The 17,542-nt window shown below is 54.2% G+C and carries 18 protein-coding genes and 1 rRNA gene; 11 read left to right on the forward strand and 8 right to left on the reverse strand.

Translation table 11 applies throughout. From position 1 onward, the window contains the following. Positions 1-13: 13 nt before the first annotated feature. The 3 genes from rrf (at position 14) to INT84_RS06365 (ending at position 2,195) form a co-directional block, all read left to right on the forward strand. Positions 14-129, forward strand: a 5S ribosomal RNA gene (rrf, locus tag INT84_RS06355). 205 nt (positions 130-334) lie between these two features. Next, positions 335-790 carry a DUF4385 domain-containing protein gene (locus INT84_RS06360; protein WP_194206135.1) on the forward strand — a complete coding sequence of 152 codons (456 nt, stop codon included), beginning with the start codon at positions 335-337 and terminating at the stop codon, positions 788-790. A 103-nt stretch (positions 791-893) separates the two neighbouring features. Continuing rightward, the gene (locus INT84_RS06365) at positions 894-2,195 is read left to right on the forward strand and encodes an MFS transporter (protein ID WP_194206136.1); all 1,302 of its coding nucleotides are present in this window, start codon (positions 894-896) and stop codon (positions 2,193-2,195) included. Here INT84_RS06365 and INT84_RS06370 read toward each other — a convergent pair. From INT84_RS06370 to trxC, 5 genes are all read right to left on the reverse strand, one after another. Beyond that, positions 2,192-2,515 (reverse strand): YfiM family lipoprotein, encoded by a 324-nt coding sequence (locus INT84_RS06370; protein ID WP_194206137.1) that lies wholly within the window; start codon positions 2,513-2,515, stop codon positions 2,192-2,194. The two genes, INT84_RS06365 and INT84_RS06370, sit on opposite strands and share 4 nt — an antisense overlap. A gap of 42 nt (positions 2,516-2,557) precedes the next feature. Next, positions 2,558-3,913 (reverse strand): CDP-diacylglycerol--serine O-phosphatidyltransferase, encoded by a 1,356-nt coding sequence (gene pssA / locus INT84_RS06375; RefSeq protein WP_194206815.1) that lies wholly within the window; start codon positions 3,911-3,913, stop codon positions 2,558-2,560. Between the two features lie 114 nt (positions 3,914-4,027). Continuing rightward, positions 4,028-6,688 carry a protein lysine acetyltransferase gene (gene pat, locus INT84_RS06380; protein ID WP_194206138.1) on the reverse strand — a complete coding sequence of 887 codons (2,661 nt, stop codon included), beginning with the start codon at positions 6,686-6,688 and terminating at the stop codon, positions 4,028-4,030. Between the two features lie 35 nt (positions 6,689-6,723). Continuing rightward, positions 6,724-7,422 (reverse strand): tRNA-uridine aminocarboxypropyltransferase, encoded by a 699-nt coding sequence (locus INT84_RS06385; RefSeq protein WP_194206139.1) that lies wholly within the window; start codon positions 7,420-7,422, stop codon positions 6,724-6,726. A gap of 69 nt (positions 7,423-7,491) precedes the next feature. Beyond that, positions 7,492-7,911, reverse strand: a complete 420-nt coding sequence (trxC, locus tag INT84_RS06390) for a thioredoxin TrxC (protein WP_176917704.1) — start codon at positions 7,909-7,911, stop codon at positions 7,492-7,494. 205 nt (positions 7,912-8,116) lie between these two features. Here trxC and INT84_RS06395 point away from each other — a divergent pair, with 205 nt between their 5' ends. Then, positions 8,117-9,163, forward strand: coding sequence for a tRNA/rRNA methyltransferase (locus tag INT84_RS06395; RefSeq protein WP_194206140.1), 1,047 nt, complete (start codon positions 8,117-8,119; stop codon positions 9,161-9,163). A gap of 54 nt (positions 9,164-9,217) precedes the next feature. On the opposite strand, the gene ung is transcribed toward INT84_RS06395, so the two are convergent. Next, complete coding sequence (gene ung, locus INT84_RS06400) at positions 9,218-9,907, reverse strand: uracil-DNA glycosylase (RefSeq protein WP_194206141.1); 690 nt, start codon at positions 9,905-9,907, stop codon at positions 9,218-9,220. A 314-nt stretch (positions 9,908-10,221) separates the two neighbouring features. Between ung and grcA the strand changes: the two genes are divergently transcribed. Continuing rightward, a complete protein-coding gene (gene grcA, locus INT84_RS06405) occupies positions 10,222-10,605 on the forward strand; it encodes an autonomous glycyl radical cofactor GrcA (RefSeq protein WP_103677645.1) in 384 nt (127 codons plus the stop codon). Between the two features lie 44 nt (positions 10,606-10,649). Here grcA and srmB read toward each other — a convergent pair whose 3' ends face one another. After that, entirely contained in the window at positions 10,650-11,987 is a 1,338-nt protein-coding gene (srmB, locus tag INT84_RS06410) for an ATP-dependent RNA helicase SrmB (protein WP_176917191.1), read from the reverse strand. 131 nt (positions 11,988-12,118) lie between these two features. Here srmB and INT84_RS06415 point away from each other — a divergent pair, with 131 nt between their 5' ends. Then, positions 12,119-12,856, forward strand: a complete 738-nt coding sequence (locus tag INT84_RS06415; RefSeq protein WP_194206142.1) for a tRNA1(Val) (adenine(37)-N6)-methyltransferase — start codon at positions 12,119-12,121, stop codon at positions 12,854-12,856. Here INT84_RS06415 and nadB read toward each other — a convergent pair. Beyond that, on the reverse strand, positions 12,841-14,460 hold the full coding sequence (gene nadB, locus INT84_RS06420) for an L-aspartate oxidase (RefSeq protein ID WP_194206143.1): 1,620 nt from the start codon (positions 14,458-14,460) through the stop codon (positions 12,841-12,843). The two genes, INT84_RS06415 and nadB, sit on opposite strands and share 16 nt — an antisense overlap. 355 nt (positions 14,461-14,815) lie before the next feature. Between nadB and rseD the strand changes: the two genes are divergently transcribed. Genes rseD through rseC form a run of 5 tightly spaced genes read left to right on the forward strand, consistent with a single transcriptional unit; the run spans position 14,816 to position 17,539 of the window. Next, complete coding sequence (gene rseD / locus INT84_RS24325) at positions 14,816-14,884, forward strand: rpoE leader peptide RseD (RefSeq protein ID WP_245880248.1); 69 nt, start codon at positions 14,816-14,818, stop codon at positions 14,882-14,884. Beyond that, the gene (gene rpoE, locus INT84_RS06430; RefSeq protein WP_176917188.1) at positions 14,881-15,456 is read left to right on the forward strand and encodes an RNA polymerase sigma factor RpoE; all 576 of its coding nucleotides are present in this window, start codon (positions 14,881-14,883) and stop codon (positions 15,454-15,456) included. Before rseD ends, rpoE begins: the two co-directional genes overlap by 4 nt. 30 nt (positions 15,457-15,486) lie before the next feature. Next, positions 15,487-16,131 carry an anti-sigma-E factor RseA gene (gene rseA, locus INT84_RS06435; RefSeq protein ID WP_194206144.1) on the forward strand — a complete coding sequence of 215 codons (645 nt, stop codon included), beginning with the start codon at positions 15,487-15,489 and terminating at the stop codon, positions 16,129-16,131. Further along, complete coding sequence (gene rseB, locus INT84_RS06440) at positions 16,131-17,084, forward strand: sigma-E factor regulatory protein RseB (RefSeq protein ID WP_176917186.1); 954 nt, start codon at positions 16,131-16,133, stop codon at positions 17,082-17,084. Before rseA ends, rseB begins: the two co-directional genes overlap by 1 nt. Further along, positions 17,081-17,539, forward strand: a complete 459-nt coding sequence (rseC, locus tag INT84_RS06445) for a SoxR-reducing system protein RseC (RefSeq protein ID WP_176917185.1) — start codon at positions 17,081-17,083, stop codon at positions 17,537-17,539. The genes rseB and rseC overlap by 4 nt, the downstream gene beginning before the upstream one ends. Positions 17,540-17,542 lie beyond the last annotated feature (3 nt).

Here is a 17,542-nt window from a genome sequence, read left to right on the forward strand (position 1 = left end):
TAAACAGAATTTGCCTGGCGGCAACAGCGCGGTGGTCCCACCTGACCCCATGCCGAACTCAGAAGTGAAACGCCGTAGCGCCGATGGTAGTGTGGGGTCTCCCCATGCGAGAGTAGGGAACTGCCAGGCATCAAATAAGTGAGAAGCCCATCCTGACGGATGGGCTTTTTGCGTTTCTGCGTTCTGCCATAATCGCTGTGTCGGAGGCAGCCTGCTGATCCTGCCAGCAAACGCGATTATTGTGCCACTTCCCAGGCCCGGTAAGCGCATTGCCACCAGAACCCAATCCAATGAACTATCCTTAAGTTGCTTATTCAGGCAAAGAGGATCTCCATTGGCTATCAAACCCTTCAACTATCAACAAGACTTTTCCAGCATTAACTTTCGCCAGCATCCCGAGCTATATCAGGTAGGTCGGGGCGAACAAGGTGTATTACTGGTCGAACCCTATAAAAGCGAGATCCTGCCTTTCTGGCGCTACAAAGACGAAGCATCAGCGATCAAATCTGCCGAAAAAATCTACCAACTGTTTGAAGATTACCGTCAGCAGGATGATTTTGTCGGTATGGATATGGCGCGTAAATTTATTCAGATGGGTTATACCCGCGCCAGACGCTATGCCAACTATAAAGGCGGCAAAAAGTATGCAGAAGATGGCAGCCTGAATACCCGAGGTAACGATCCTACCAAAGCAGCCGCAGCGACGGTTTTCAAAGGATGGTGGGACAAAATCCGCGAAGATGATGATTACTTAAAACGTAAACGCCAGCACCAGGCTGAATGGGGATAAAAATTAGCCAACAAATAATTAACACTTTATTTACTTTTTCAGCCCGCGTAATCTGGATCTCCAAAACAAAAGGCTGAACAAGCCTGATATCACGGAGAACAGCATGGCAGAAATTATTCAGCGCACCGATAAAAACAAAGCTGATGCACCGGAAGTGCGGCGTCGGGTATGGGCTATTGTCGGGGCCTCTTCCGGTAACCTGGTGGAATGGTTTGATTTCTATGTCTACTCCTTCTGCTCACTCTATTTTGCGCATATCTTCTTCCCTTCCGGTAACACTACGACGCAGCTGCTGCAAACGGCAGGCGTTTTTGCGGCTGGTTTTTTGATGCGCCCTATCGGCGGCTGGCTATTTGGGCGTATCGCCGACCGACGCGGACGCAAGGCCTCTATGCTGATTTCAGTATGCATGATGTGCCTCGGCTCTCTGGTGATTGCCTGTCTGCCGGGCTACGACGCCATTGGTACATGGGCACCGGCGCTGTTGCTGATTGCCAGGCTATTCCAGGGGCTTTCCGTTGGCGGCGAATATGGCACCAGCGCGACCTATATGAGTGAAGTCGCCCTTGAAGGACGCAAAGGATTTTTTGCTTCATTCCAGTACGTTACGCTTATCGGCGGACAGTTACTGGCGCTGCTGGTCGTGGTGATTTTGCAGCAAGTGCTGGATGATGCTGAACTCCGCGCCTGGGGCTGGCGAATTCCGTTTGCCTTAGGCGCTGTGCTGGCTGTCGTTGCGCTCTGGTTGCGCCGTCAGCTTGATGAAACCTCGAAGCACGAAACACGTGCCCTGAAAGAGGCTGGATCGTTCAAAGGCCTGTGGCGCAACCGCAAAGCCTTCATTATGGTACTCGGCTTCACGGCGGGCGGCTCGCTGGCATTCTATACCTTTACCACCTATATGCAGAAATATCTGGTGAATACGGCCGGGATGCATGCCAATGTAGCCAGCGGAATTATGACCGCCGCACTGTTTGTGTTTATGCTGCTACAGCCGTTGATTGGTGCATTATCAGACAGAATTGGGCGTCGTGCTTCGATGCTCTGTTTTGGCGGCCTTACCACGTTATTCACTGTCCCCATCCTGACCGCGCTGCAAAATGTCACTTCGCCTTATGCCGCGTTTGCGCTGGTGATGTGCGCCCTCATCATCGTCAGTTTCTATACCTCGATTAGTGGCATCCTGAAAGCCGAGATGTTCCCGGCGCAGGTCAGAGCGCTTGGCGTAGGGCTTTCCTATGCTGTTGCCAATGCGCTGTTTGGTGGATCGGCGGAGTACGTTGCCTTGTCATTGAAATCAATAGGCTCAGAAACTACTTTCTTCTGGTATGTCACCGCGCTGGGAGCCGTTGCTTTCGTCGTCTCACTGATGCTGCACAAAAAAGGGAAGGGTCTGCGCCTTTAGTGTTGCGCTAATTGCCATACCGTATAGCCGGTAGTCGCGCCGGCAAGATCCCAGGCGAAATCTTTCCAGCTCCAGCCGCTTCCTTCGGAGCGGCTGTCCCACAGTTCTTTCGAGGCTCCCAGTCCCAGAGAAAACATAACGCCAATAGCCGCGCTACGGTCGCGGCCGATCCCCTGATGCTGTGCATACTCATTACCCGCAACGGAAAGCAGGGCAGAGGCGATAAAGTGTTGGGCTTTATCCTGACCGCTCCAGCTATCGTTAGCCATATGACTACAGCCAGAGAGAAGCAAAACACCGCAAAGCAGTAAATAACGCATGGCGAGCCTCATAAAAAAGCCCCGACGCTGCGGGGCTTACTATTACAGGATACGGCTTATTAGCCTGTCGATGCGGATCCGTCGCAAACGGCGGATCAGCTTACGTACCTTCACCGGATACTCAGCGATACTTTGTAGATCGCAATAGTGTTTAACCACGGTGGTGTGAGTGCGGATCAGATCCAGCTCTTTATCTCGCTGCGCGGCCAGCTCCTGACGCGGATCGTGAATTAAAATCGCATTTTCGAGATCCAGACGCCACGCGCGCGGATTCAGGTTATTCCCGGTCAGCAGCATCCATTCGTCATCCACCCACATGCCTTTCAGATGATAGGTATTGTCCTCGTCTTTCCACAGACGAACAATAAGCTGATCGGTATTCACATAGTATTGCAGACGGCTGAGGAAGCGACGCAGGTTGATCTCGTAAAGATAGGGCAGCGCGCCGATGATTTTAAACGGCTGATCTTCAGGAATATAGAAATCGTTGGCCGTTTTATCGCCCACGATAATTTCCACTTTCTTACCTTCACGCAGCAAATGAATGATATTGCGTACCAGCACGGCGGGAAGATTAAAATAAGGCGTACAAATCGTCAGCTTCTGCTCTGCGCAGGGCATCAGATGGAAAATCGTTTTGTTCAGCAGGCTGGATTTACCCAGACCGACCAGCGGCGTCACCGCCAGCTGTTCGTTATCCGCATTACCCTGGAAGTGATAACTGGTATCGCGCAGTTCCTGGCGATAGAGGCGAACGTCATTCTTGATTTCCGGACTTTTAGGACGTGAGTCGGTATCGAGACGATTTACGCCGCGTCCCTGGATCAGGTTCTGATCCACCCAGTCGAACATAATGTCAGCCATTCGCGCATTACGGATCCACTGGTAACGATCGTAGCGGTATTTATCGTGCTGATGCAGATAGACGTCATTGAGGCTGGCACCGCTATAGATAACGGCATCATCAATAATGAAACCTTTATAGTGCAGGACGCCCAGCGCTTCCCGGGTATTTACCGGCACGCCATAAACGGGAACGTCTACGCCAGGGTTTTCCTGCGCAGTACGGCAATACCAGTCAGCATTGGTGTTTGCTGCGGCGGCACCAATGCGGCCGCGCTGGGCGCGATGCCAGTCAACAAGCACGCGGACATCCAGTTCAGGACGCAGGCGTTTGGCCTCATAGAGTGCCGATAAAATACCCTGACCACCGTCATCCTGCTCCAGATAGAGAGCGATAACGCAAATTCGGCGCGTAGCGCTGGCAATTTTGGCCAACAACGCTTCCCGAAAATCAGCGGGATTATAAAAGAACTTAACATCATCAACTGACTGAGAAAGCTTAGGTAGTTGGGCAAGGTGTTGTTGATGTTTATTACGCTTAAATTTTGACAACATCACAGTGCGGTTCTTCTCTGTTTATTGAAGGGTCCTCTGTACCAGGCAGACGACTTAAGCGAGCAATCATATCACCGTTGCCTGCCAAAGTGATCAACATTTCCAGCAGCTTACTTAAGTGTTACCGGACCCGGTCAGCATGAGCGTCAGGCAAACAATGCCATCTTCGAGCTGGATATCAACATCAAATCCCAGTTTACGCGCCAGGGCGACCATACCGCGATTGTTCGGCATGGTAATGCCGTTCAGCCGCTCCAGTCCGTGATCGCGGGTATAATTGATGAGTTTTTCCAGCAGACGTCGACCCAGACCTAACCCCTTAAGATCGGAGCGGACCAGCACGGCAAATTCCGCATCGATATTATCAGGATCTGAGATAGCGCGGGTAACGCCGAGGATCTCTTCCCCCTCATCCAACGGACGAATGGCCACAAACGCCATTTCCCGATCGTAGTCTATCTGGGTCATATTCGCTAAATCTTCATGGGTAAATTCGTTGATTTCACTAAAGTAGCGATAGTACAGATCTTCTTTTGTTACCTGGGCTATGAAGCGCTGAAGCGACGGCTCATCTTCCGGCAGGATCGGCCGGAACAGGCAGCGTTCACCGTTCTTTAAATCCACCCACTCCTCCAGCTGCTGCGGATACGATCGCACCGCCAGCCGACTCTCACGATCGCCTTCAAAAGGCGCAATCTCCAGCGTAACGTCCAGCACGGTAAACTCTTCTGCCGACGCCAGCAACGGGTGAATATCCAGCCGCTGAATTTCCGGGCAGTCGACGATCAGGTTTGACACCCGTACCAGTAGTTGACTCAAACCCGGGATATCCAGCGAGCGCAACGCGCTACGCCCGCGGATCTTCTTGCTTTTGATCGCCTGGATCACCAGATAGCGAGCCAGATTCATATTCAGCGGCGGCAGGGCGACGGCGGCCTGATCGTCCGCATGCCATTCAACGTTACCTTCGCCAAGCATGATCAGCGGACCGAAAACGGGATCGTGCTCGACGACCACGCGCAATTCCTGCGCCCCGGCACGGTTAGCCATACTTTGTACTAACAGACCGTGAACGCGCGCCCCCGGCCACGCCATTTTCACCCGATCGAGGATCGCATCGGCGGCCTGCTGTACTTCGCTGGCGGTACGCAGATACAGCATGACGCCCTGAACTTCTGACTTGTGTGGGATATCCGGTGAGCGTAACTTCAACGCCACCGGGTAGCCAATTTGTTCGGCGATATGCACCGCTTCGGCGCTGTCGCTGGCAATCCAGGTTGGCAGAGTATGCAGACCATACGCCTGTAAAATCGGCTGAACTTCATGGGTATCCAGCGAGGAAGCACCTTCCGCCAGCGCCTGCTGGAGCAGGCTGTGTGCTTCAGCCGTATTCGCGGCAAGGTTATCCGGCAGGGCAGGCGTTTCCCGCAACTGCTTCTGGTTACGCCGGTATTCCACCATATGCATAAACGCGGTGATGGTGCCTTCCGGCGTGCGGTAGGTGGGCAGCCCGGCTTCGCTGAACAGGCGTCGCGCCTCCTGCGAAGAAAACTCCCCGCACCAGTTGGTCAGCACCGTCACGTATTTTCCGCGTGGATGGCGTTTGAGCGCATCAATCAGCGCCAGCGCGCAGGCGGTGCCTGGCGCGGCGGCGCTGGGGGCGTGGATCACCATCAGCGCATCGAAATCCTGGCTGCTTAACAGGATGTTCAGCGCGGCAAGATAGTGCTCGCTGCTGGCGTCGTCGCGCAGATCGAGGGGATTCGCCGCGTTGACCGTGTCCGGTAGCGCCTGACGTAGCTGCTGACGCGTCTCCTCGCTGAGCGAGGCGAGTTTGCCATTGCGTAGCCATAGCGTATCCAGCGCCAGAGCAGCAGGGGCAGCGCCGTTACTGATAATCATCAGGCGTTCGCCGCGCAAGGGCCGCATATGACTCAGCGTTTCAACGGCGGAAAAGAGTTCATGCGTATCCTGAACGCGAAGCAGGCCAGCGCGCTGAATCGCGGCATCCCAGGCCGGATCCATTCCGGAATTCACATGGAGCAAACGTTGCGCCTCCGGGCTACGTCCGCTTTTAATCACCAGGATCGGCTTATTACGTGAGGCGCTACGGGCGGCAGAAACGAAGCGTCGGGCGTCGCTTAAATGTTCAAGATAGAGAAGGATGGCGCTGGTTTTGGTGTCGCGGGCGAGAAAATCAAGCAGCTCATCAACGTCAATATCCAGGCTATCGCCCAGCGCAATGAAATAGGAAAATCCCATCTCCCGCTGCTGCGCCCAGTCCAGAATGGTGTTGGAAACCGCCGCCGACTGGGAAATAAATGCCAGCTTACCACGGGTAATCGGCACCGGGGAGAAACTGGCGTTAAGCCCTTGCCACGGGGCCAGCAGGCCAAGGCTATTCGGGCCGAGAAGGCGCATCTGATAGCGTCGTGCGCAGGACTGTAGCTCGGCAAATTGTTCGGGAGGGGAAGAAAGAATGATGCAGGTTTTGCATCCTTTTTCACCGAGCGCCTCAAGCAGTGTGAGGTTGCGACGCGCGTGAGTACAAAGCACGGCCAGGTCGGGCGTAAAAGGTAAGCTGGCGACATCCGGCCAGGCCAGCACCCCGAGGACGGCTTTCCATGCCGGAGTGACGGGCAAAACCGGCCCGCTAAAGCCGCCCGCCAGTAAATTACGCATCATCAGATAACCGGCCCGCTGCGGTTTCATGGATGCCCCAATAACCGCTATCGATTTAGGCCGCAGTAGCGCTTCAAGCCCTCGCTGACTCATTCCTGTCTTCCTTATGCAGAAGTGACCGAATGATTTTAAACGCTTTCTGCTAATGCTGCTGTGATGTTGCCCTGATGTGCTGATTTTCCTGCCAGATAACGCTCACGAAAAAGCGAAAAATGGTTGCCAAGCGTCGTGGCTGCCTCAATGTCGCCCGCCAGATCCAGCAGCGCAATCGCCACTTCGGCGGTGCAATACTGGCCTTCGGCGTGAACATCGCGCAGACGATAAGACGACACCCGCGCCAGATCGACAGAAATCACCGGCAGGCTATCCAGCCACGGGCTTTTACGAAACATTTTTCGCGCCTCTGGCCATGTGCCATCCAGCATGATAAACAGCGGCGGTTTGCCCGACGGAGGGGCAGCCAGAACCTGACGTTCCGCACCCGCATAAGAGGCAGGGAAAACCACCAGCGGCTGATAATCCGGATTAGCGACCAGCTCAAGCAACGCCTGAGGCGGCTCGGTGCGCGACCATTGAAAGGCAGTGGTTTGCGGCAAAATATCGGCAATTAAACGCCCGGTATTGCTGGGCTTCATCGGTTCGGTGTCAAACATCACCAGGCAAAATTGGCTTTGGGCTTGGGTGGGCACGATGGTGGCGCAAAGGCAGGTTTTCAGCGGCAGAAGACAGCGCTGACAGCGGCGAACGCGATTACCACGGGCAAGAAAAGGGCGGGTTGCGCGAGCAAGTCGCTCGGCGCGAAGGCGAAGTACGGCATTATCAGTCATGGAAGGCGCACAGAAAAAACGCCATTGTCGCAGAGGTAAGAACGGGGCACAAGCAGTGCCCCGCTGACGTCAGAGGGATTCGTTCAGCCAGCTATCGAAAGGGGCTTTCGGCACTGCGCCATTAAGCATATCGACAACTTCGCCTTTTTTGAAAATCATGATTGTCGGGATACTGCGGATGCGGAAGCGGGCGCTCAATTCACGCTCGGCTTCGGTATTGACCTTAACGAAACGCACTTTACCATTACGCTCTTCCGCCACGTCTTCGAAGACCGGCGCGAAGTTACGGCATGGGCCGCACCACGGTGCCCAGAAATCGACGACCACGGGGAGATCATCCTTTAGCAGTTTATCGAGTGTCTCACCGGTCGCGTTGATCACATCGCCATCGAACAGATCGTGACCGCAGCGTCCACATTTCGCTACATCATCCATTCGATCGTCCGGAATGCGGTTAAGCGCCTGGCAGCTGGCACAAACGGTATTCATAACTAACCTCAGGGTAAGAAGGTGACAGAATGGCGAGATCGCCAGAATGTTTCTTTAATGTTACATATTATTGTTGAGTCTGTTTTAAACAACAACGTGTTTTATTCGATGAGTACAATAGACACAGGCTTTTGAACGAAAACATGGCGAAGCGAGTGTACATCAGGTAATCTGCGCGCTTCGCGCAGCGCTGGTGGAGGAAAGCATGAACGACAACGACGAAATTAAGAATAAAAGCGGCAAGGTAAAAGTAATGTACGTCCGTAGCGACGACGACTCGGATAAACGTACTTACAATCCACGAACCGGGAAAGGCGGTGGCCGTCCTGGATCGTCCCGTGCCGAAGGTGGTCGTCGTCCTTCCCGCGAGGATCGAGGCTCACGGGATCGCAACCGCGATCGTGACTCCTCTTCACCGTGGCGTACGGTTTCCCGTGCACCGACTGATGATACGCCGGTAAAACCCGATCACGGCGGCATCAGCGGTAAGAGCTTTATCGATCCGGAAGTGCTGCGCCGTCAGCGTGCCGAAGAAACCCGCGTTTATGGTGAAAATGCCTGTCAGGCCCTGTTCCAGAGCCGTCCGGATTCCATCGTACGTGCGTGGTTTATCCAGAGCGTTACGCCGCGTTTTAAAGAAGCGTTACGCTGGATGGCGGCGAACCGCAAGGCATATCACGTGGTGGATGATGAAGAGCTGGCCAAAGCGTCCGGTACCGATCACCACGGCGGCGTTTGCTTCCTGATTAAAAAACGTAACGGTACCTCAGTGAAGCAGTGGGTTGCCCAGGCCGGTGAGACCGATTGCGTGCTGGCGATGGAAGATATCGCTAACCCGCATAACCTCGGTGCCATCGTGCGTAGCTGTGCCCACTTTGGTATCAAAGGGGTAGTAGTGCATGATGCCGCTGTGCTGGAATCCGGTGCCGCGATCCGTACGGCGGAAGGCGGTGCGGAACACGTCCAGCCTATCACCGGCGACAGCGTGATCGCTGCGCTGGAAGAGTTTCGTCAGGCGGGCTACACCATTGTTGCCACCTGTGGCAATACCGGTACGCCGCTGTTTGACGCTGAACTGCCGCGTAAAATGGTGCTGGTGGTCGGTCAGGAGCGCGACGGCGTCTCTGATGCCGCTCACGAGGTTGCAGATATGAACATCGCCATCGATGGTACAGGTAATGTGGAAAGCCTGAACGTTTCGGTGGCAGCGGGTGTAATGCTCGCCGAGTGGTGGCGACAGAATAAAATCTGACCGTTCTACTGAAATAAAAAGTCCGGCTCTGTGAACACACAGGCCGGACTTTTTTTATTCTGATTCGGCAGGGAGCACCGGCATCCAGTCAATCGGCTTTTCACCATGCTGCTCCAGCCACTGATTTGCCAGCACGAAGTGATTACTGCCAAAAAAGCCCCGGTGTGCTGAAAGGGGAGAAGGGTGCGGCGCTCTCAGAATGTGATGACGTTTGCCGTCAATCAGCGCGCTTTTCTTCTGCGCATGCGAGCCCCACAGTAAAAATACGACCCCTTCACGGTGCTCATTAATAATGCTAATCACTTTATCGGTGAAGGTTTCCCAGCCAAGGCTGGCATGAGAATGTGCCTGACCCGCCCGCACCGTCAGCACCGTATTGAGCAACAAAACGCCCTGTCGGGCCCAGCTTTCCAGATAACCATGCGCAGGTCGCGTAAATCCCGGAACCGTCGCCTCAAGTTCTTTATACATATTCAATAACGATGGCGGGATCGCCACGCCAGGCCGTACCGAGAAAGATAATCCGTGCGCCTGACCCGGGCCGTGATACGGATCTTGTCCTAAAATTACCACTTTAACCTCGCCAAGTTCCGTAAAACGGAAGGCGTTAAAGACATCTTTTTGCGGCGGATAAATCGTGGTGCCTGCCTGACGTTCAGCAGCAACCGTTTGAAGGGTGTTAACAAAGTAAGGCTGCGCTTTCTCTTCCGCCAGTACGTCATGCCAGGTTAAGGACGTGGTCATTTTGCTCTCCTGCAAAGGGTAATAGAGATAGCTTAACTGCTTCTGTGCGCATCACAAAATCTGCCGACGTTTTATCCGATAGCAGGCGCAAAAAAAGTTTAAACTTTACGAAATTTTTTTGCCGATACTCACGGTAAAAATTGATATAAAACAATAATATCCAGTATGACCATTTTTGATGTGTGGTTTTTGTTGATTTAAATCAAAGAATGCGGATGGCTTGACTGTTATATATACACTCAAGCAACAATGGTTTTACCAATTGGCCAGAGCTGGTCAACAAGAAAATGAAATGTAGCCCAAGGAGGCATCACATGATTACAGGTATCCAGATTACAAAAGCCGCTAACGACGATCTGCTGAACTCATTCTGGTTGCTGGATAACGAAAAAGGCGAAGCGCGCTGCGTATGTGCAAAAGCGGGATTTGCTGAAGATGATATCGTTCCGGTAACGAAACTGGGTGAAATTGAATACCGCGAAGTGCCGCTGGATGTGCAGCCGGAAGTTCGCGTTGAGGGCGGTCAGCACCTGAACGTTAACGTACTGCGTCGTGAAACGCTGATGGATGCCGTTGAGCATCCGGAAAAATATCCGCAGTTGACCATCCGTGTTTCTGGCTATGCGGTACGTTTTAATTCGCTGACGCCTGAACAGCAACGCGACGTTATCGCCCGTACCTTTACCGAAAGCCTCTGATTTTTAGCGGCAGATAAAAAAACGCCGGGCATGCCCGGCGTTTTTTATTTCTCTGAAGATTCTGTCTGCGGCGCGGCCTCAGCGCTCGGCTTACGTCGCTTACCGATATTTTTGGTGTCGCGGTGACGTTTTTTCACGCGCGGCTTCTCTTTTTCTTTCTCTTTTTTCTCGGCGCGTTTTGCCAGCACTTTCTTCGACGGTTTGCCGGTCGATTTTTCACTTGGTGCGCGCGTGGTCGGACGTAGCTCATCAATCACACGGGCTTTTAGTGGCTCGTCGATATAGCGACCTGCTTTGCCGAGTAACAAATGGTCGTGTGCTTCTACCAGCGAAATGGCCGTCCCCTTACGCCCCGCACGGCCGGTACGGCCAATACGGTGCAGATAGGCGTCGCCGCTGCGTGGCATATCAAAGTTAAATACGTGGCTGACATCAGGAATATCGATCCCGCGGGCGGCAACATCGGTGGCAACCAGCACGTTTACCCGGCCATCGGTCAGACGCTTGATGGCTTCGTTACGTTTGACTTGCACCATCTCGCCTTCGAGATAGCAGTTATTGATGCCTGCGGAACGCAGCCAGTTTGCCAGCTCGTGCACGCGCTCGCGTTTACGCACAAAGACGATAGAGCGCGTGGCTTCAGGCTGCTTCAGCAGATGAACCAGCAGAGCGGTTTTATGTTCAACATCATCAGCGCGGTAATACCACTGATGGATCTTCTTACGTTCGCGGGTGGACGGCGTGGCTGACACTTCCACCGGATCTTCCAGCAAACGCTCGGCAAAATCTTTGATCGCCTCATCGCCTTCCAGCGTAGCGGAGAACAGCAGCGTTTGTTTGCGCCAGCGGGTTTCACCAGCAATGTGCTCAATATCCTGGGCAAAGCCCATATCCAGCATGCGGTCGGCTTCATCAAGGATCAGCGTCTCAACCGCACGGCAGTCAAAATTCTCTTCTTTAATGTACTGCATCAGGCGACCGGTGGTGGCGACCACGATGTCCTGATTTTCACTGAAGACTTCCGCGTGGTTCATATACGCCACGCCGCCGGTAATCGTGGCGATATCCAGATGCGTATTTTTTGCCAGTTCGCGAGCATGGTCCGCAACCTGCATGGCCAGTTCACGCGTTGGCGTGAGGATCAGGATACGTGGCGGGCCAGATTTTTTACGCGGGAAGTCGATCAGGTGCTGCAACGCTGGCAGCAAAAATGCCGCCGTTTTACCGGTGCCTGTCGGTGCGCAACCAAGGACATCACGGCCCTCCAGCGCAGGCGGAATTGCGGCAGCCTGAATGGCGGTCGGGCGCGTGAAGCCTTTCTCCTGGAGCGCATCCAGCAGGCTATCGTCAAGTTCGAGTTCGGAAAAAGTCGTTACAGTCATGTTCTACCTCAGTGTGGGGCGCTGATTATAGACGTTAAGGCCACAATGTTCATCTGTTTGTGTGGCTATCTGTTCTCCGGTATTGTGCATAACCTTAAGCTATAAAGATGATATCAGGAAGAGTGCTTACGATGTCTCAGTCTAAATCCGTACTGCGCCGGAATGGATTCACGTTTAAACAATTTTTTGTCGCCCACGATCGCTGCGCTATGAAAGTCGGCACCGACGGTATTTTACTCGGTGCATGGGCACCCGTTGCTCAGGTGCAGCGTATTCTGGATATCGGCACAGGAAGCGGACTGCTGGCCTTAATGCTGGCTCAGCGGACTGCGGATGATGTGATTATCGATGCTGTCGAACTTGATGAGCAGGCGGCGTTACAGGCGCAGGAAAATATCAGCCAGACGCCCTGGGCCGCACGCATTACCGTACATACGGCGGACATCCAGCAGTGGACGCCCCTGCAACACAAGCGTTATCAGTTAATCATCAGCAACCCGCCCTATTTTGAAAAAGGGGTTGAGTGCCGCAGCGAGCAGCGTGAGCAGGCCCGCTATACCACGTCACTTGATCACGCGGGATTACTGGCCTGCGCTGCGGAGTGTATCACTGAAGAGGGCTTTTTCTGCGTCGTGCTACCGGTCGAGGTCGGCATGGCGTTTACGCAACTGGCGGAGTCCGGCGGCTGGCATTTACGCTTGCGGACCGATATCGCTGAAACTGAGACCCGGCTACCGCATCGCGTCCTGCTGGCATTTTCGCCGCAGGCCGGAGAGTACTACAGCGACCGGCTGGCGATCCGCGGGCCAGAGCAGCAGTATTCAGAAAGCTATACTGCCCTGACCCGGATGTTTTATCTGTTTATGTAATGCGCAGGGATCAGGACAGAGGGACCCGCATCCGGCAACTGCCGTGGGTGATCCAGCGTATAATGCAGACCCCGGCTCTCTTTACGCATCATCGCGCAGCGCACAATCAGCTCAGCAACCTGCACGAGGTTACGCAGCTCCAGTAAGTTGTTGGAGACGCGGAAATGGGCGTAATACTCATCAATTTCCTGTTGCAACATCGTGATCCGCCGCAGCGCCCGCTCCAGTCGGCGGGTGGTGCGCACAATCCCGACATAATCCCACATCAGCAGCCGCAGCTCGTGCCAGTTATGCTGGATCACCACGCGTTCATCGGCATTATCGACCCGGCTTTCATCCCAGGCGGGAAGGGCGTCCCTCTCCCCGGCCACCGATGGCCGTTTTTTAATATCCTCGGCGGCGGACCAGCCATAGACCAGACACTCCAGCAGTGAATTAGACGCCATTCGGTTAGCGCCGTGCAGGCCGGTATAGCTCACTTCGCCAATGGCATACAGTCCGTCCACATCGGTACGGCCCGCCTCGTCGACCATCACGCCGCCGCAGGTATAGTGCGCGGCGGGCACAATCGGCACGGGTTCCTTCGTCAGGTCAATACCGAGTCCCAGCAGCTTTTCATAAATCATTGGAAAATGCTGGCGAATAAAGGCTTCCGGCTTATGGCTGATATCAAGATAGAGACACTCTACGCCGAGGCGCTTCATCTCATGATCGATAGCCCGCGCGACGATATCTCGCGGGGCCAGTTCGCCGCGCTCGTCAAAATCAGGCATAAAGCGCGAACCGTCCGGGCGTTTTAAAAATGCGCCTTCACCGCGCAACGCTTCCGTCAGCAGGAAATTACGCGCCTGGGGGTGAAACAGCGCGGTGGGGTGAAACTGATTAAATTCGAGATTGGCGACCCGGCAACCGGCGCGCCACGCCATCGCAATGCCGTCGCCGGAGGCGATATCCGGGTTAGTGGTATATTGATAAACTTTCGATGCACCGCCCGTGGCCAGCACCACCGCTGCGGCCCGGCAGGTTTCCACTTGTTCCAGATTGCGATTCCAGATCCACGCGCCGATCGCGCGACGGGGACCGGGAAGGCCGATCTTATCGGAAACGATCAGATCGACCGCATTGCTGCGTTCAAGAATACGGATATTAGGATGGGCCAGCGCTTTTCCCACCAGCGTCGTTTCCACGGCTTTACCGGTTGCATCGGCGGCGTGCAGGATCCGACGGTGGCTGTGACCGCCCTCACGGGTCAAATGATAGCCCGCTTCACCGTTGGGCTGAACCTGGGTATCGAAAAGCACACCCTGATCGATGAGCCACTGCACGCAGTGCTTCGCATTACTGGCGACAAAGGAAACGGCGTCTCGCTCGCAGAGTCCCGCGCCTGCGACTAAAGTATCTTCAACGTGTGACGCAATGCTGTCCATCTCGTCAAAAACGGCGGCGATGCCTCCCTGCGCATACAGGGTCGAGCCTTCGTTCACTGGACCTTTACTTAAGACCATCACGGAACGGTCCTCAGCGAGGCGTAATGCCAGCGATAAACCCGCGGCTCCGCTGCCAATAATCAGTACATCACAGGAATACTCTGGTGTAGTGTTCATCGTATTTGTTTAATTTACTAAACATGGTTGCCCGAGCATAGCACCGTATTTACAGTATTAGCACTATTTTTTTACGTTTTGCTGTAATGGCTAAACAGCGAGGCGGAAGAGGCGGTAACGTGAAATCAGGAAAATATTTTGCGAAGCTGATCGTTAGTTGCGGATTTTATGGTGAAATCGTCCCTGTGTTACGTTACTCTGCAAGCGTGCTACAGCATTAGCTCATGGAAAGGGCGTAGTACACGTCTAACAGACTTATAATGAGTGATAACGAACGGTCGGTGGACATTCACTAAAACAATGGCGTGACGGAACTTTACATACAACTGACACTCTAACCTTCTGCTTGCTCATATTGCAGTGTATAGAGTGGCGTTTCGATTACGCGTGGATATTGGGTTTGAGGAGACATTACCTCGGATGAGCGAGCAGTTAACGGACCAGATTCTGGTTGAACGGGTCCAGAAGGGAGATCAAAAAGCTTTCAACCTGCTGGTGGTGCGCTATCAGCATAAGGTGGCGAGTCTTGTTTCCCGCTATGTACCTTCAGGCGATGTGCCTGATGTTGTGCAGGAATCGTTTATCAAGGCCTATCGTGCGCTGGATTCATTCCGGGGAGATAGTGCTTTTTATACCTGGCTGTACCGCATTGCGGTCAATACGGCCAAAAATTACCTGGTTGCTCAGGGGCGTCGTCCACCATCCAGCGATGTGGATGCCAGTGAAGCGGAAAACTTCGAGAGTGGCGGCGCACTGAAAGAAATTTCGAACCCTGAGAACTTAATGTTGTCAGAAGAACTGAGACAGATCGTTTTTCGAACCATAGAGATGCTTCCGGAAGATTTACGCATGGCTATCACCTTGCGTGAGCTGGATGGCCTGAGCTATGAAGAGATAGCCGTCATCATGGATTGTCCGGTTGGTACAGTGCGTTCGCGCATCTTCCGTGCTCGGGAAGCTATTGATAATAAAGTTCAACCGCTTATCAGGCGTTGACGATAGCGGGATACTGAAAGGGTATTAGGCATGCAGAAAGAAAAACTTTCCGCTTTAATGGATGGTGAAATGCTGGATAACGAGCTGCTCAACGAGCTGTCTCGCTCTTCAGAAATGCAAAAAACCTGGGAGAGTTACCATCTCATTCGTGATTCGCTGCGAGGCGAGACGAGTGATCTTCTCCATTTCGATATCTCTTCCCGCGTGATGGCCGCCATTGAGAACGAACCTGCGTCCCTCATCCCGGAAGCGCAGCCTGCGCCGCACCAGTGGCAGAAAATGCCGTTCTGGCATAAAGTCCGCCCGTGGGCCAGCCAGCTGACGCAAATGGGCGTGGCCGCGTGCGTATCGCTTGCAGTTATTGTTGGCGTCCAGCACTATAATGAGCAGGGTGAATCAGCCCAGCAGCCTGAAACGCCGGTCTTTAATACCTTGCCCATGATGGGTAAAGCGAGTCCGGTAAGTCTGGGCGTGCCGGCAGATTCATCCGTTGCCGCCAGCGGTGGTCAGCAGCAGCAGGTTCAGGAGCAGCGTCGTCGCATTAACGCGATGTTGCAGGACTATGAACTCCAGCGTCGTCTGCATTCTGAACAACTTCAGTTTGAACAGGCACAAACGCAGCAGGCCGCAGTTCAGGTGCCGGGTAACCAGACTTTAGGAACGCAATCGCAGTAATGAAGCAACTTTGGTGTGCCATGTCACTCGTGGCTGGTAGCCTGTTTTTCTCTGTCAACGCCTCGGCTGATGTTTCGTCCGGGGCGTTGTTGCAGCAGATGAACCTGGCCAGCCAGTCACTCAATTACGAGCTGTCTTTCATCAGCATCAATAAACAAGGCGTCGAATCTCTGCGTTATCGTCACGCGCGACTGGACAATCAGACGCTGGCGCAACTTTTGCAGATGGACGGCCCGCGCCGCGAAGTGGTGCAGCGCGGCAACGAGATCAGCTATTTTGAGCCGGGTCTCGATCCCTTCACGCTCAATGGCGATTATATCGTCGATTCGCTGCCGTCGCTGGTCTACACAAACTTCAAACGTCTCTCGCCCTGGTATGATTTCATCTCCGTCGGCAGAACCCGCATTGCAGATCGCCTGTGCGAAGTGATCCGTGTCGTGGCACGGGATGGCACGCGATACAGCTACATTGTCTGGCTGGATTCGGAAACCAAACTGCCGATGCGGGTCGACCTGCTGGATCGCGACGGCGAAACGCTGGAGCAGTTCCGCGTTATCGCGTTCAACATGAACGATACCGTCGCCAGCAACATGCAGAATCTGGCGAAAGCCAATCTTCCGCCGCTGCTCTCGGTACCGGCGGGCGATAAAGTCACCTTTAACTGGAATCCGTCCTGGCTGCCGCAAGGGTTTAGTGAGGTTTCCAGCAGCCGCCGCTCGCTGCCGACGGTAGATGTACCCATCGAATCGCGTCTCTACTCGGACGGCCTGTTCAGTTTCTCCGTGAACGTGAGTCGCGCCACGCCTTCCAGCAGCGATCAAATACTGCGTACCGGGCGACGTACCGTCAGCACCACGCTGCGGGATAACACCGAAATCACCATTGTTGGCGAGTTGCCTCCGCAAACCGCGAAGCGCATTGCTGACAGCGTCAAATTCAAGGCCGTCCAATGATTAAAGAGTGGGCGACCGTTGTCTCCTGGCAAAACGGTCTCGCGCAGGTCAACTGCGATGTCAAATCCTCCTGCAATAGCTGCGCGTCTCGCGCAGGCTGCGGCAGTCGCGTGCTGAACAAACTCGGCCCGCAGACCAGCCACACGATTACCGTGCCCAGCGCGCAACCGCTGATCGCGGGTCAAAAGGTCGAGCTTGGTATTGCCGAAGCCAGCCTGCTGAGTTCGGCGCTGCTGGTCTATATGTCGCCGCTGGTGGGGCTGTTTATCGTCGCATCCCTTTTTCAGCTACTGTTTTCCAGCGATGTTGCCGCATTATGCGGGGCGATCCTCGGCGGCGTTGGCGGCTTCTTAATCGCCCGCGGTTTTTCCGCCACTCTGGCAACGCGTGAAGCGTGGCAGCCGGTGATCCTGAGCGTTGGCCTTCCCCCGGATGAACTACGCATCGCCGAGTAAGAC

This window comes from Superficieibacter sp. 1612_C1 (assembly GCF_015234305.1).
Taxonomy (GTDB): Bacteria; Pseudomonadota; Gammaproteobacteria; order Enterobacterales; family Enterobacteriaceae; genus Superficieibacter.